This window comes from Pedobacter panaciterrae (assembly GCF_013204795.1).
Lineage (GTDB): Bacteria > Bacteroidota > Bacteroidia > Sphingobacteriales > Sphingobacteriaceae > Pedobacter > Pedobacter panaciterrae.
In genome coordinates this window covers 248,058-262,947 of the sequence record NZ_JABMKW010000020.1, presented here as the reverse complement: position 1 = coordinate 262,947, position 14,890 = coordinate 248,058, and the positions used below count along the sequence as shown (strand labels likewise).

Below are 14,890 nucleotides of genomic sequence, written 5' to 3'. Positions count from 1 at the left end.
TTAATCTTTAATTTTATCAATCATTTTTAGCAACTGTTCTGCATCTTTTAGGTCTATTTTCTTTTCACGAACAAAGAAAGAAAACATGTCCTGCACAGAATTCGAAAAATAATTGCCTAGAAACTTATCTGCTTCGTGGCGCATGTATTCTTCCTTTGTAATAAGTGGATAATAACGATGGGTTTTGCCAAAAGCTTCATAACCAATTATGCCCTTATTTTCCAGAATTCTGATAATGGTAGAAACGGTGCTATAGGCTGGTTTAGGCTCAGGCAACTCATTGATAATTTCCTTAACAAATGCTTTTTCTAATTTCCAAAGCACCTGCATCAGCTGGCTTTCAACTTTTGTCAAATCTTTTATATCCATCAACTTTTTTTATGGTCAAATATCAGCTAAAAAATTAGTTACCGCAACTAAATAATTATTCTATTCAATCTTTTGTTGTTGATTTTTTTACCAAACTTAAGTAAGTGAAGGCGAGATAAGCGACACTTACCTCAAATTTCAGGGGAGATTGAACCTCCTGAATATATAGTGAAGAAGTCCTTTTTATAAACCTCTCCTATTGGCAGTTCATTTGTACCAAGGTAAATAGTATGGTGGTCAAAAGATTCAATATAATTCTTGTTCACCACATAGGATTTGCTTACGCGCAAAAAGATATCCTGAGGAATTTTTTGATGGAAGGTTTTTAAGTTCATGGCTGTAATGAGCTTTTGGCCAGCCAGATGGATTACCACATAGTCCTTTAGCCCTTCAATGAATCTCATATTCTCGAATTTGATCCTATGAAATCTTCTATCTGATTTTATTAACAAGAAATCTGCCGTATTACCTTCAAGTGTGTTCTTTTCAGGGTTGCCTGAAAGCAGGCTTTGATAAGTTTCGGCTTTTTTGATCGCTTTATCCAGCCTCCCTTTGTCTATGGGTTTGAGCAAGTAATCGATTGCGTCCAGTTCATAACTTTTTAAGGCATACTGCGGGTAGGCCGTTGTGAAGATAACCAATGTTGAGCCTGATAATTGAGTGGCAAAATCTAGCCCGGTAACCATGGGCATTTCGATGTCCAGAAAAATCAAATCGACTTTATTTGATTTCAGAAAATCAAGAGCGGTCCATGCATTTGAAAAACTGCCCAATATTTTAGCTGAGGATACTTCGTTGATCAACGCTTCCATCTCCGCTCTGGCCAAAGGTTCATCGTCTACAATGATACAGTTCATAAGGGCAATTTTAATAGAATTGAAAATTGATTTTCTGTGGAATCTATGGTTAAAAAATAGTTATTCTGGTAGAGCAGTTGCAGTCTTCGTTTAATGTTTGCCAACCCCAATCCACTATTCTTTTGATCGTTAGGCATAAACAGTGGATCTTTTGAGTTCATACAAAAGAAATGAAGTTCAGCATCAACAATTACAAATTTAATTGTGATGTGGGGCTCTCCACCACTCACATCCACACTATGTTTAACGGCATTTTCTACAAAAGTGGTAAACAAATTGGGTGGTACAAAGATCCCATCCAATATTCCGGGAGTATCGGGAATATTAATATCTACAGAAAGCTTGTCCCTCCTGAGCATCTCCAGGTTCAGGAAGTTCGACAAAAAGGTGATTTCTGATCGTAACGGCGTCTTTTCTTCATTATTATCATAAATCTGGTACCTTAAAAACTCAGAAAGTCTCATAATCACTAGATTAGCTTTCTCGGGATCTGTGCGTATCAATGCTTTTATGCCATTCAGCATATTAAAAAGGAAATGTGGATTAATCTGATTTCTTAGCTCATTGAGTTCCATCCTTAGGGTTATATTATTCAACTCGGCAATTCGCTCATTATCTTTTGTCCAGCGTTGAAATAATTTAATCATGGTGGTAATCAGGATAATCGACACTGTTATAAAAAAGCCCTCAAAAAAACCATGATCATCTTCTTTATAGCCATGTCCTAACTGCATTCCCGCTGAGTCTAGATACACTTGAAATAAACCAGATATGAAAGTAAGGCTGAGAAATACCAGGAGGGAAAAAAGAATTAGATACAACACGTACCTGCCCTTAAAAAAGTAAACGGGCACCAGTATATACATGTTGATGTAGCACATAGCAATTAATACTCCATAAACACTTAATAATCTAAAATAATTAAAAGGTCCGGAGTATTCTGCTTGCCAGTTAGAATAGGTAATAACAACCAAACTAACCACTAAAAGTACAGCGTGACGCAGGATCCTATACCGATCATCAACGATAACCTGCAAGAGATTTGTGTTCTTAAGCTCCAGATCTGCTTTCATTTAATTTTCTATTGCTGCAAAGATAAGGTTATGTCTTAGTTCACTTTGCGAAATTATACCAAATGACCTCTGTAATATACCAAATTCAGGTTTAAGGTTTGGTATGGCATTGAGGCGATCTGGTATATTATTTAGTGGATCTGGTATAATAACAAAAATGTGTCTTCGCATTATATATTCCTTTGCGTCCGGATTTACCCAATCTCTTTCGAAATTTTAACACAACATATGAACAGAATAAAAAGAACTGTGGCAACATTGAGTATACTCGCCTTAGCAATCAATAGCTTTTCTCAGACTACGGATAGTATCCCTAAAGGCAAGCAGGACAGTTTGAACTTCCCTAAAAGAGTGGCTACTTTTGCTGCCGACAAATTTGCAATAACCCGCCCGCTAAATATTGAGTTTACCCAAACTGCTCCCTTCAATTTCAAGTCAGAAAAAGACGGGAGTCTTTTACCCGTAAATAGTATAAACCGCTTTCAACAAGTTAAGGTGAGTGCTAATATTAGCCTCATTAAACGCAAGAGCTGGATTTTAGGTACAACCCTGGGATATAGATTAACTTCCGCAGAGGCAGAAATTGGAAATACAGGTACATCATACATCACCACTTCTAATGATCTTCACTATCTGTTTTCATCCCTGAATTTAACCTATTTTTCATCCTTATTCGGAAAACGGATGGTTTATAGCTCAAGTGTGATGTTGGATGGTAGCGACAAGCATTTGGAAAGAGTAAGGGGAATGCTTACGGCAACAATGGTATTGAAAGCAAATCCACGCACAAAAATGACCGTCGGAATTTTGGCCAGCATTGACCCTAGCGCACCGACTCCATTTGTCCCCACCTTCTCCTATGAACACAAATTCAACAACGGCATGATAGCAGACATTGTGCTTCCCCGAAGTTTGTATCTGAGAAAATTTGTTTTTAACCGTAACGGGAGAATTTCATTCGGCTCTGAACTGGACAGAACTGCATTTTACCTTTATAACCTGGATGGCACCGACCAAAAATATGAGTATGGCCAATTGGATGTCAATTCAGGACTGACCTACGAGCATGCGATTGGGAGACATTTTATGCTGACGGCAAAAAGTGGGATGAAATACACGCCCTCGGGGAGAGTATTTAAAAAAGAGGACTCATTTGCTGACCCCGTTTATAAAATCACTCCCGATCCCGTATTTTACTTTAATATAGGTATATCATTTAATCCATTTTCTATTCTTGGAAAGAAGAAATAACATATCAAAACAAATTATTATGGTAGCAATTTTCAAAACAAATGTTAAGCACCCTGCAGCTGCGATGAATGTTATTAGCCAGTTGTTGTGTGCATACCCGGCATTCAAAATTTCATTTGATCTGGAAGATGAGGACAAGATACTTAGGATCGAAGGAACTTTCTTTCATGTCGAAGATGTCGTTCATTCTCTTCTAAGTAATGGCTTTATCTGTATCCACCTTCCTTATGATCCGGATAGTTGCCCTGTTTTAGGGCATTACAATCATTAATGTTTCTATATTTGGATCGCAAATGGACTTTAGTATCCCATCCTTTTTTGTTAATTTGGATAAAAAAACCAAATGAAAAACCTGGGTGCACTATTCTGTATGTTGTTTGTATTTGTTTGCAGCCAAAACAGCAAGGCAGAATCAGTTAAGACCGTTATAAGCACGGCAAACACTTTTATTAAATCATTAAATACCGATCAGCAAAGGGCAGTGGTAATTGGTTATACTAAGGAAAATGCCACAAAATGGACCAATCTTCCATGTGGATTGCAATGTAGAGTTGGGGTTTTATTAGGCTCATTGACAGATATACAGCTTCAAAATGCTAAAGCAGTTGTTAAAGCAGCCATGGGAACACTACCTTCTAAGGGATATGACCAGGCTATGCAGATTTTAGCAGCCGATGGTTTTCTGGGTACAGGCCGTAAGGGATACTCCCAGGGAAATTATATTATTGCATTTCTGGGTAAGCCAGAGATTACAGGCAAATGGCAACTTCAGTTAGGCGGTCACCATTTGGCGGTTAACTTAACGTTTGATAATGGTAAGGTTGTTAGCGCTTCGCCTCTCTTTATTGGCTTAGAGCCCAAAACCTGGACTACCAACGGAGTTACTTATGCCCCCCTTAAAGCTAATCACGATTTATTGACAAGTATGCTTGCTTCATTGAGTGATGAGCAATTAGAAAGTGCCAAATTAGCTAGCGGTTTTGACGATGTATCTGTAGGTCCGGGTGCTGATGGTAAATTCCCTGCCACAAAGGCCGGGCTAAAAGCAGGCTCGCTAAACAAACACCAAAAGACCTTGATAATTGAGGCCATGAAAGCTTGGGTTCAAATTGCTGATGATGCTACTGCCAAAAAACTATTGGCTTCTTATGCTGCAGAAATAGACAATACGTATATAGGATATTTTGGTGGTCCTTCACTTGCTAACAAAGGTGATTACATTCGCATTGATGGCCCATCTGTATGGATAGAGTTTATATGCCAGCCAGGTGCAGTATTTCCGGCTGAGGTGCATTACCATACTGTTTATAGAGATCACATCCGAGATTACGGGGGGAGTTTTAGTTTTTTTAATTAACTTCATCGCGCTTTGTTGCTAACTAGCAATGGGCATTAATCTTTATTAGCAATCTTAAGAATGGCCTTACCTAATATCTTCACAAAATCAGTTTCTGACGAGATAATTGCAAGAATAAACAAACTAACACCTGAAAGTCAACCTGAATGGGGCAAAATGGATGTTGCACGGATGCTTGCACATTGCAATGTTACCTACGAATTGGTGTTTGATAATATCCATAAGAATCCAAATGGCTTCTTAAAGTTTATTTTGAAGATGATGATCAAAAATAAGGTGGTGAATGAAAAACCTTATGGCAAGAACGGAGCTACAGCACCACAATTTTTAATTACTGATCCTAAGGTGTTTGAAACTGAAAAAGCACGCTTGATAAGCTATATTGAAAAAACTCAGCAATTGGGCGAAGATCATTTCGATAATAAAGAGTCACATTCTTTTGGTGTGCTTACAAAAACAGAGTGGAATAATATGTTTTACAAACACCTGAATCACCATTTGAATCAGTTTGGGGTTTAGTTAACACGACAGCCACCTCTACTTATAGCGCCAAAGTTAATTCGTAATCACTTATTGCAAAGAACAGATTTTGTATCTGATGAACATACTCTACCCTTTTCAAAGTGTGCCCGTTATACTGTACAATCCAGATTTCATGATTATTCTCGTCAACTGAATTTAACAAATTGAACTCATTACTTTGACCCTGGCTATCTTCTACATAAGTGATGAATGAGCTTAGTTTAACCTGTAACCCCAGTGATGATGCCCAATATTCGTTTATTGGAACCCCCTGATATGAACCATGAAATGATTCCCAAAATTTTAGGGTTTTAAAATGATCCTCAGTTACAACAAACCAGCTTCCATCTTTAAGGCCAACAATGTTTCCAATTCTTAATTCATGTGCATCCATACGATTTATTTAAATAGCTATTACTAAATATACCAACTGGTGGGCTAACTTTTTAATTTTGTTTTTAAAAAGATTAATGGGTTGTAAAAACGTTGATCGAGCTGTTTTTGATTCATAGTTAACCAGCTGGCACAGCCATAATCGTCAAAATTTTTACGAATCTCCAGGTGAAGGTGATGGTAATCTCCTCCATACTTTTTCGACTCCTGCTTTGTAAATAGACGAGCGAGCTTTGTTTGTTCGGTTACCTGTTGGCCCTGACTCACATACACCTCTTTTAAGTGCTTGTAAGAAGTAAACATCACTTTACCATCGGCAAGTTTGTGTTTTACTACTACCGTGCGCTGGTTTTCTGCTAAATGTACTGAGCATACAACACCTTTTGCGATTGGATAAACACCTATCAAACTCGTTTTAGGTTTTAAAGGATTAATGTCTATTGCGGTATGTATGTGTCCTTTATAGAAGCTATCCCGATGATCTCCAAATATGCTGATTACTTTGATTTGTTTTATGTCTTTTCTGTTGGATACATCGAACGGCAATACCCAATTACTTGCTACAACTGCTGGAACAGCATCTACATAATAGGGTTTCCATCTGTCTTTATCAGTATCGATTGTTGGTTTTTGGAAGTTCAACAATAAAAGTACTGTAGTTAAGAGCGCTGTTTTTATCATTCTACTTTTTTAAGCTTTAAGACTTCTTTTTTAGATAACACTACCGGTTTAAAGGTTACTGTTTCTAATGGAAGATCATTTTTATCTGTTTTTACACCATTTATTGCATCAGCCACCTCCATTCCTTCAACTATTTCACCAAAAACGGTATAATCATTATCTAAATGAGGAGTTCCCCCTATTGTTTTGTAAGTGGTTCTCTGTGATGGTGAGAGCTTAATACCTTTCTTTTTTTCCAGCACATCGAGTTGTTCGTCTGTTTGCAGTTTACCTACGACCAGATATATTTGGGTAAGGTATGAGCTCTTTTCGGGATTGTCATTTCTACCTGCTCCAAGGGCACCTTTTTTATGAAATAATTTTGGTGTTATCTCTGCCGCTAAGCGTTGTATCGGTACTTCCGGATGTAGTTTTTCTCTTTCAAGAATAGTTTCGTCGAGCTCCCCTCCCTGGCTTACAAAGGATTTAATGACGCGATTAAATTGCGCGTTATTATAGAGGCCTTTTTTTATGGCTTGTAGAAACATATCTCTATGCTTAGGCGTTTGGTCATACAAGACCAGCGTAATATTTCCTTTGTTGGTGATTAACCTTACATAGGCGGATTGGGCGTTAGTAATCAACGCGAATAATAAAAGTAGCAAAGTTAGGACAGAAGTTCTCATCTGATTTTTCCAGTTTTAAGAATATCTAACGAATATAAAAGAATATTTGATTGATCCTGTCGATATATTCTTGCTCTCAGTCGATAAATTAACAGATCCGGCAGATTGGCTGTATGTTTTGATAATCTGCGGCATAAGCATTGCACTATGGCTATCAAATAAAACACATAAAATGAAAAAAATACTTTTAGCTGTAGTTTTCGGAGTAGCTTCGTTAAGCAGCATAAACACTCAGGCGCAGGTAAGCGTAAATATAAACATAGGTTCTCAGCCACAATGGGGCCCGGCCGGTTATGATCATGTTGATTATTATTATCTTCCTGATATAGACACTTATTACAACGTTCCTAATAAACAATACATTTACCTTAATAATGGGAATTGGGTGTTTAATAACAGCTTGCCCTCAAGATATAGAAACTACGATTTATACAATAGTTACAAGGTTGTAATTAACTCACCCAAACCCTATTTATCACATAAAGTGCATGTTAAAGAATATAGCAAGTATAAAGGTTACAAAGGAAAACAAAGAGTAATCAGAGATAGCAGGAGCATTAGACAGTCCAAACCTGCCGGTAACAAAAACAAATACCGTGAGGCAAAGGGCAATAGCAAATCCCGTGAAGGTAAAGGCAATGGGAAACATGGCAACGGCAGTGGTAATAATGGGAAACACTAAATAAGATTAATCAATAAAAAAGGCAGTCCACGTGCTGCCTTTTTTATTGTCCTACCCCTTTAAAGCTTTAGCGATCTGTGCTATTAAACCTGCTTCGACAAAGGGTTTGCTAACTACACCGGAGAACCCTTTGTTCAGGATTTTATTCATTTCAAATTCTTCCGGGTTTGCGCTGATAACAATTACAGGTAGCTTGCTCAATGGATCAGGTAACTTCTTTATCGCCTGAAGAAGCTCATATCCATTCATTTCCGGCATCTGAATATCAGTTAAAACTACTGTTATGTTTTCTTTTGCAAGAACATCCAGTGCTTGTTTCCCATTAGCCGCACTATAAAATTTAACGTTCCATTTTTGCGTCATCATTTTCAGGAATTTCAGATTTAATTCGTTGTCATCAACCGCAAGAATACTTATTCCATTAAACAGTGCGAGCGGATCCTCTGTAGTTTGATTTACTACTGCCTGATCATTGCTACTGTTTTCAAGATATGGAATGTAGAAACTAAAGGTACTCCCGGTGCCTTCGGTGCTCTTTACGCTTATTTTACCACCCTGCAGCTCTACAAACTGCTTACAGATATACAGCCCCAAGCCTGTACCGGTTTTGCCTTTTGAGGAATTTGTTTGGTAATATTTAGAGAACAGGTTAGTTTGCTGATCGGCACTTATTCCCATTCCCGTATCCGTTATCCCTACCTCTAGTCTGGGTTTATCGTTTACTTTTGTTAATACCGCATTTACGGAGACCTCACCTTCTTTGGTGTATTTTATCGCATTGCTTAACAGGTTAATCATAATTTGTTTTAGCCTAAAACTATCTCCGAGTAAAACAGCCTCTTTATCACCTTTAAATTCGTATTTCAGTTTCAGCATTTTCTTGGTGGCACTGAATTCCATGTTTTCTATTAAGCCTCTGAGTATAAAATCAGGATTGAACGGATCGGTGTTGAACTTAAATTCACTGTTCTCCATTTTAGCCGCATCCAGGGTGTCGTTCAAAGTACCCAATAGCATATCCGATGACAATCGGATAGAATCTAACATATCGGATTGACGTTTTGACAACTCTGTTTGACTGAAAATATATAAGAACCCCTTAATAGCAGTTAACGGATTCCTTATTTCATGACTCATGTGCAGTAAAAGGTCCATTTTTTGCTGTGCAATGGTTACTGCCCTTTCATTTTCCTTACGCAATTGTTTTTCAGAACCGTTAAGCTTTACTATAAATATAATTAACAGCATGGCAAAAACCAGCACAAGAAAAAGGGCTGCCAAATACAGCCTGTTTAATAAATCTGTTGATTCCTGATAACTTTTAAAAGCCATTGTTTTAAATTCATCGGCCATATTGTAGTTGAGTGTCTTCACCTCATTAATGATGTTTTCCAGTTCAGTACTAATGTGATCATTCAGGCTTATCAGTTCGCGCTGCATGGTAAGCATCTTTACGTTTCTTTCTTGCAGTTTCTGCAATTTATCCAGGTATACGGCCCTATCGCTACTAAGCCCTTTCCGGGTGGCAAGAGCCGAGTTCTCGGTCTGCTCGCGATGGTTAATTTCAACCACAGCTGTGGGAGAACCGTCATTTTTGTTAGAAATGGCATCCTTTAATCTCGAAAAGAGCCCCTTTTTTTGAACAATTACTTCTTTACGAACGGTATCTGTTTTGCTTTTTACTTTGCTGCTTGATTTGATGCTGGTAACCAGCTTTTCTTCTCCCTTACTTCCTTCAGCTTCAAAAGTGGCATATACAGTGAGCAGGGAATCAAAATTATGTTTAACAGCATACAACTTGTCTGAAAGCTGCAGCTTTTTACGATACCAGTCTTTCACTTTTATGCTTTGATCAGGTGTTATCTGAAGCGTATCTGTGGTTCTTTTTAATAAGGTATCAATCTGGTTAAAGGCTTTAGACAGCTTGGATTTATAGTCCGCACTTTTTTTGCTTTTAACATTAAGTAAGGACTCTTGAAAATCGTCTTCTGCCTGGTGGAGCAGCAGCAGTATTTGCTGGGGCTTGGAGCCATCAACGTCTACATTGTTGGCCTGCTTAACTATGTTTTCTAATTTATGTGATATAGAGTTACGTACAAAAAGTGCAGCGATCGCCAAAACAATTACAATAGCCAGAAAAGCAAGAAGAATTTTCCTGGACTGAGTCTGTGTGTAGGTTACTTTCATTAAATATGTTAAACAAGTAGGATAAATTGCAACAAAAAGTTTGTCACGCTGTGCATATAGGCAAATAGCATACCAATGCATTTTCTGACCATTTATAACTACTTTGACGCACTGCCCTATTGTTTATTACCCGCTACAAGAAAATTTTTGCTCAACTTGTAGATAAAAACAGCTTTAATCTAATGTACTTTGCTCTGCCTGGTGCCCCAGGTAGGCAAGATGATTAGCTATTTCCTCGGCCTTAACCAGGTCAGTTTGTTTGTTCATTTGTTCTTGTTTGACCGTACCAGCTTTATTTTGGATAAATAAAATACCTACAACTATGCCAACTACAAGCCCAGTTATAAATCCAAAGGAGGCTTTTGTGTGTTCAACTTTTTTGAATTTCATAATATAAGGTTTTTATTTAGAACATTCTGATAATGAAAGTGTTTTAAGAAATTTTATTACCATGTAAGTACCAAATAGATAAATAATGAAAATAGCGCTCCCAATTTCTTTATTACTCAGTATTTCTTCAATTACTTTTGCTCAGACGACTACTTCAGGAACCATAACTATGAATGGTTCTGAATAAATAAGATGATAGATCAAAGTAAGGATGTATATGATGAGCAGGGAAACAGAGTTGACTCGCTGAAAGTGGTTAACATGCTTGTGGGAAAGGAATATAGAATTGTGCTGAAGAAGAAGGAATCGGACAGCCAGTTTAGAAAAATCATTGAAAAAAGAGACCTTAAAAAGGAAGCTGAAACATATGAACTTATAAAATATCCTTACGTCCAGCAAGCCCCAGGTTGAAGGTTGGGTCTGTATTGAATCTGGATCCCCCTGGCTAAGAAAACGAATATTGACGCCTTGAAAAAAAATCAATACTAATGATTTTCTGGCACCCAAACTGCTTTGAAACAGGAGATTACAACAAAGTAAATGAGGTTATTAGATCAGTAAAAAATCCAGAAAATCTGGAAGTTTTACTGATCACGTATGAAACGGTAGATAAGGTTGCTGAAGGGTTAAAACAGACCCCTATCTTTTATACTCAACTACTTATAGATGCCTCTTCTATTACCAAAGCATATCAGACTAACAATCTGCCATTACTGATAGTGGCGGATCAGAACCATAACATTAATTTTGCTTCTATGGGATGTTCAGATGATGTTGTGCGCGGTCTGAAGCAAGCCATTTTAGAAGTCGACAAGTAGTTAATTAATCGATATGTATCTGCGTATAACAGATTTCTGACCGTCCATTCTTTTCTCTTTCCCAGGCTACCAATGCCCCGTTACTTATTCGGGTAATTACTGCGTGATGATCTCCTTGCTGCCCGTCAGTAATTGAAGTAATTCTACCCTCTTTTCCTGGGATTAAAGTTCTCAATACTATTTTAGAATTTGCAGCAGGTCCGTGGTTCATGGTCATTCCTCCATGAGAATGGTTCATTTTCATTGGTTTTTCTTCCGGCTCGTCTTTTAATTCTTCACAAACCATAACCAGTTGATCATTTGCAAGTGAAATTAACTGGGGGTGCCTGCCCTGAGCTGTGATTAGCCTACGTTTATCAAAATCAAGTGCCTTATTTGATGATGCGTTATAGATTCCCGATCCGCCCCCTGCGGTAAACCAAACTGCATTTACACCCTCTTTTGTAACTGCAAGTGACGGGCCCGAATGCGGACAACCATCTATCTCCCAGTTGTCGTTACTAATGGCTTTTACAGCACTAAAAGTTTTTCCATTGTCGGTAGATAGTTTATAGCCCATATCCCGAACCTGTTTGTCTGAAAGACCTGTTGGGAATGTAATATTTCTGTAAGCCAAATGAATATTCCCTGCTTTATCAGTGAGAATATCTGTCCTGCAGCACTCACAGGTACCTTTTTCGAGGCAAGTATCTGTACCAAAGCCATTGCCTTTGGTTGTTCTGTTAAAGAATAAAGCCGAACCTTTAATACTTTTGCCAAAACGTCCATCAAGCCAAACAGCGGCAAGCTCTCCGTTTTTTAAGGTTGTAATGTCAAAAAAGCTGCGACCATAATTGTGCGTTGTATCTGAGTGCAAAAACTGCGATGCAGACCAGGTTTTACCATTGTTACTTGAGGAACTGTAATAAATCGCACCTGCGTAAGGATTTTTTTCATTAGGAAACCGTTTTGAATACACTGCTATCACGGTGCCATCAGCCTTAAAACCTACTTTACCCATACTCTCGGCAGATGTACTGATCCCGCTGGAAGCGGGAACAGTAACTGGGTTGCCAAATGTATTGGTTTGTTCGTTATAACTTGCATATTTTAAGCGATAAAGAGAATCTTCACCATCTTGCTCTGACCAGCAAAGAACCGGATTACCTTTGTTATCTTGAGTTAGGTAAGCCCCTACTGCTACCCCCTGGGTACTTAAAGTTCCAATTGTAGCTTTGTCGTGCTTTTGCTTACATGCAGTAAGAAAAATGAGTCCTGTCAACAATACTGTTATTATTCTTTTCATTTTAGTAATTGTTAGAATATGTATTTTACATTTAATCCACCATAGCCATTTCGTTTTGGCGAGGGATTAAAATATGCTGGCTGTCCTCCGTTAAAACTAGCTGCATTTAATGAAACAATTGAGCTGTAGTTTTTATCGAGAATATTATCCAGACCTGCATAAACGTTTAGTTCAAGATGCTTCACTACTTGTTTCTTGTAACCTAATTTGGCATTTACAACATTGTAAGATGGATTGTAGCTTGTATTCGCATCGTTAAGAGGTAGTTTATCACTATAAAAATAGCTTCCATAGAAATACAATCCGCTTTTGGTTTCAAGATCTATTCCTGCATTTACCATCCAAGGCGCAATACCGGTTAATTCATTTCCATCATAAGTGGCTGTGACCTCATTTTGGGCATTTAAAGTCTTATAGTCTTTAAATTTAAAATCTGAATAGGTTATCGCTGCAAAAGGGCGTAAGCTAAGAATCTGGCTATCGTCTTCTGGTTTAAATAACTGATAGGATAACGACAGTTCTACACCATTATGGCTGGTTTTACCTGAATTATTATAGATAGTGATGCCTTGCTGAATAGATTGGGCAATAAGCTCACCCTTCATGTCCATTTTAAATAAGGCAAGATCGTATTCCAGACGAGATTTTAAGAGGTTACCCTTTGCATTAAACTCATAATTCAGCCCCTTTTCTGCCTGTAGATTCGGATTGATAGAGCCATCTACGTTCTTTATTTCGGAACTCGAAGGCGGAGAAAACCCTGAGCTTACACTTGCATGTAAACTAATCGCATCACTGAAAGTGTGGCTAAGGGCTATGCGTGGTGTTGCTTGTGGATCAAACTTTTTAACTCCGCTCTGGTTGGGTTTCAAGTAATCCCGAACATCATAATTCAGACTGTTGTAGCTAATACCTAAAGTTAAGGTAGTCTTTGCAGTCAGCTCTGTTTCAGACTGATAAAATAAGGAATACTGAGTGTTTCGATAATCAATATTAGCGTTTATTGTTCCTTCTTTACCCTGGTTGTTAACATACTGCGTTCCCTTGGTTAGACCACTGTTAAATTCAGCACCAACAGTAAATTTAGTAGGTAAAACACTAAAGCCGGGATCGTAGGCAAAGCGGGTTCTGCCACCGTAACTTTGGTATGTATTACGGATATACGCATAAGGAAGTGGGTGATTCAAATCGTAGAAATATGTAAAAACACTTGTGGTGTTAGAGAACTGATCGTTAAAGCGATATTGCTGTCCCAGGCCTACCCTTGTCCAGTTCTGATATCTACCTGCCGCTTTATCTAGATTTGTAGCGTTTGCTTGCTTTGGATTTGCAGCCACCTGATCCTGAGTTAACGACCCCGGAATTTGCGAATACTGTGTAGTTCTGTTCAGCATTAAAGTAACAATGCGCTTATCACTTGGAAAAAGCTGGAAATTACCAGTTAAAAACCTACGCATATCTTTGCTATGCTCACGATAACCATCGTATTCCTGCCAGCCATATGAAGCATAGCTATTCACTTTATCTCCTCCGCTTCTGTAGGTGGTAGCTAAACGGTGTAAGCCATAAGAACCAACAAGTGCAGAAGCTTCTATGCTTTGTTCCTGGTATGGCGATCGCTGTAATTGAAAGTTAATAACCCCAGCTGTTCCCGCACCATATATACTTGAAGCAGGGCCTTTTATCACCTCCGCTCTACCAATGCTGTTTACATCAAGTGCTTCAATTCTGGTGGTGCCATCGGCTTCTGTAACAGGGATTTCATTTACATAAACCTTTACGTTACGAATGCCGTAAGATGCACGCACGCCATTACCTCTTATTGAAATTCGGGCTTCCGAGAGCGTGCTTTGATCCATTCGGACCCCAGGAATTGAATTTAAAGCAGGTTGCAATGAAACTGCACTTCCACGGTTGATATCTCTTGATGTGATCAACGATAATCCTCCTGCCGTTTCCTTGTTGGTCTTGTTTTCACTGTAGCCTGCAACCCTAACCTCATTGAGGCTTACTCCATCTGCTTCTAGCTGAACATTCAGATCGTTTTGATAGGCGTTGATTTTAATGGTCTGTGATTTGTAACCAGGTAAGGTCGCTTTTAGTTGTCCATCTAGCTGAGAGCCATCGATTTCAAAGTATCCTTTTACATCAGACTTACCTACTTGTTGAGCAGTATTTGTTGTTAAAATAACACCAGCTAATGGCTGACGTGTTTGAGAGTCGTAGATACGACCTTTAATAAGCCGTGTTTGAGCTTGCGTATGACAAAATATCATAGCCAGCCCCATAGATATATATAAGTATCTGAATAGGTGCATTGTAAAAAATTAAAGTATAATTGTTATTCCATGAAAATAGCA

At 38.3% G+C, this 14,890-nt stretch carries 17 protein-coding genes; 7 read left to right on the top strand and 10 right to left on the bottom strand.

Annotation, left to right across the window (positions count from 1 at the left end; genetic code table 11):
- From HQN86_RS19945 to HQN86_RS19935, 3 genes are all read right to left on the bottom strand, one after another.
- Entirely contained in the window at nucleotides 1-369 is a 369-nt protein-coding gene (locus HQN86_RS19945) for a BlaI/MecI/CopY family transcriptional regulator (protein ID WP_172662653.1), read from the bottom strand.
- A 131-nt stretch (nucleotides 370-500) separates the two neighbouring features.
- The gene (locus HQN86_RS19940; RefSeq protein WP_172662652.1) at nucleotides 501-1,226 is read right to left on the bottom strand and encodes a LytR/AlgR family response regulator transcription factor; all 726 of its coding nucleotides are present in this window, start codon (nucleotides 1,224-1,226) and stop codon (nucleotides 501-503) included.
- On the bottom strand, nucleotides 1,223-2,299 hold the full coding sequence (locus HQN86_RS19935; RefSeq protein ID WP_172662651.1) for a sensor histidine kinase: 1,077 nt from the start codon (nucleotides 2,297-2,299) through the stop codon (nucleotides 1,223-1,225). The genes HQN86_RS19940 and HQN86_RS19935 overlap by 4 nt, the downstream gene beginning before the upstream one ends.
- Nucleotides 2,300-2,527: 228 nt before the next feature.
- Here HQN86_RS19935 and HQN86_RS19930 point away from each other — a divergent pair, with 228 nt between their 5' ends.
- The 4 genes from HQN86_RS19930 to HQN86_RS19915 all read left to right on the top strand — a co-directional run bounded on the left by HQN86_RS19930 (nucleotide 2,528) and on the right by HQN86_RS19915 (nucleotide 5,426).
- Nucleotides 2,528-3,550 (top strand): hypothetical protein, encoded by a 1,023-nt coding sequence (locus tag HQN86_RS19930; protein WP_172662650.1) that lies wholly within the window; start codon nucleotides 2,528-2,530, stop codon nucleotides 3,548-3,550.
- Between the two features lie 19 nt (nucleotides 3,551-3,569).
- Nucleotides 3,570-3,821 (top strand): methyltransferase type 11, encoded by a 252-nt coding sequence (locus HQN86_RS19925; protein ID WP_172662649.1) that lies wholly within the window; start codon nucleotides 3,570-3,572, stop codon nucleotides 3,819-3,821.
- Nucleotides 3,822-3,893: 72 nt separating this feature from the next.
- Entirely contained in the window at nucleotides 3,894-4,907 is a 1,014-nt protein-coding gene (locus HQN86_RS19920) for a DUF3500 domain-containing protein (protein ID WP_216854462.1), read from the top strand.
- Between the two features lie 60 nt (nucleotides 4,908-4,967).
- The gene (locus tag HQN86_RS19915; protein ID WP_172662648.1) at nucleotides 4,968-5,426 is read left to right on the top strand and encodes a DUF1569 domain-containing protein; all 459 of its coding nucleotides are present in this window, start codon (nucleotides 4,968-4,970) and stop codon (nucleotides 5,424-5,426) included.
- Nucleotides 5,427-5,448: 22 nt separating this feature from the next.
- Here HQN86_RS19915 and HQN86_RS19910 read toward each other — a convergent pair whose 3' ends face one another.
- From HQN86_RS19910 to HQN86_RS19900, 3 genes are read right to left on the bottom strand one after another with little or no spacing between them, the layout of a single operon-like run.
- Complete coding sequence (locus HQN86_RS19910; protein ID WP_172662647.1) at nucleotides 5,449-5,823, bottom strand: hypothetical protein; 375 nt, start codon at nucleotides 5,821-5,823, stop codon at nucleotides 5,449-5,451.
- A 44-nt stretch (nucleotides 5,824-5,867) separates the two neighbouring features.
- A complete protein-coding gene (locus HQN86_RS19905; RefSeq protein WP_172662646.1) occupies nucleotides 5,868-6,503 on the bottom strand; it encodes a M23 family metallopeptidase in 636 nt (211 codons plus the stop codon).
- Nucleotides 6,500-7,168, bottom strand: coding sequence for a peptidylprolyl isomerase (locus tag HQN86_RS19900; RefSeq protein WP_172662645.1), 669 nt, complete (start codon nucleotides 7,166-7,168; stop codon nucleotides 6,500-6,502). The genes HQN86_RS19905 and HQN86_RS19900 overlap by 4 nt, the downstream gene beginning before the upstream one ends.
- Nucleotides 7,169-7,340: 172 nt before the next feature.
- Here HQN86_RS19900 and HQN86_RS19895 point away from each other — a divergent pair, with 172 nt between their 5' ends.
- On the top strand, nucleotides 7,341-7,850 hold the full coding sequence (locus HQN86_RS19895) for a hypothetical protein (RefSeq protein WP_172662644.1): 510 nt from the start codon (nucleotides 7,341-7,343) through the stop codon (nucleotides 7,848-7,850).
- 51 nt (nucleotides 7,851-7,901) lie between these two features.
- Here the strand turns inward: HQN86_RS19895 and HQN86_RS19890 are convergent, their stop codons facing one another.
- Nucleotides 7,902-10,037: a hybrid sensor histidine kinase/response regulator gene (locus tag HQN86_RS19890; RefSeq protein WP_172662643.1), complete on the bottom strand. Its 2,136-nt coding sequence runs from the start codon at nucleotides 10,035-10,037 to the stop codon at nucleotides 7,902-7,904.
- A gap of 174 nt (nucleotides 10,038-10,211) precedes the next feature.
- Entirely contained in the window at nucleotides 10,212-10,427 is a 216-nt protein-coding gene (locus tag HQN86_RS19885) for a hypothetical protein (RefSeq protein ID WP_172662642.1), read from the bottom strand.
- Between the two features lie 192 nt (nucleotides 10,428-10,619).
- On the opposite strand from HQN86_RS19885, the gene HQN86_RS19880 reads away from it, so the two are divergent.
- Together HQN86_RS19880 and HQN86_RS19875 are read left to right on the top strand one after the other, a co-directional pair.
- Nucleotides 10,620-10,838, top strand: a complete 219-nt coding sequence (locus tag HQN86_RS19880) for a hypothetical protein (protein ID WP_172662641.1) — start codon at nucleotides 10,620-10,622, stop codon at nucleotides 10,836-10,838.
- A gap of 77 nt (nucleotides 10,839-10,915) precedes the next feature.
- Entirely contained in the window at nucleotides 10,916-11,245 is a 330-nt protein-coding gene (locus HQN86_RS19875) for a hypothetical protein (RefSeq protein ID WP_172662640.1), read from the top strand.
- Nucleotides 11,246-11,249: 4 nt separating this feature from the next.
- Here the strand turns inward: HQN86_RS19875 and HQN86_RS19870 are convergent, their stop codons facing one another.
- Nucleotides 11,250-12,530: a sialidase family protein gene (locus HQN86_RS19870; RefSeq protein WP_172662639.1), complete on the bottom strand. Its 1,281-nt coding sequence runs from the start codon at nucleotides 12,528-12,530 to the stop codon at nucleotides 11,250-11,252.
- An 11-nt stretch (nucleotides 12,531-12,541) separates the two neighbouring features.
- Entirely contained in the window at nucleotides 12,542-14,848 is a 2,307-nt protein-coding gene (locus HQN86_RS19865; protein ID WP_172662638.1) for a TonB-dependent receptor domain-containing protein, read from the bottom strand.
- Between the last annotated feature and the right edge of the window lie 42 nt (nucleotides 14,849-14,890).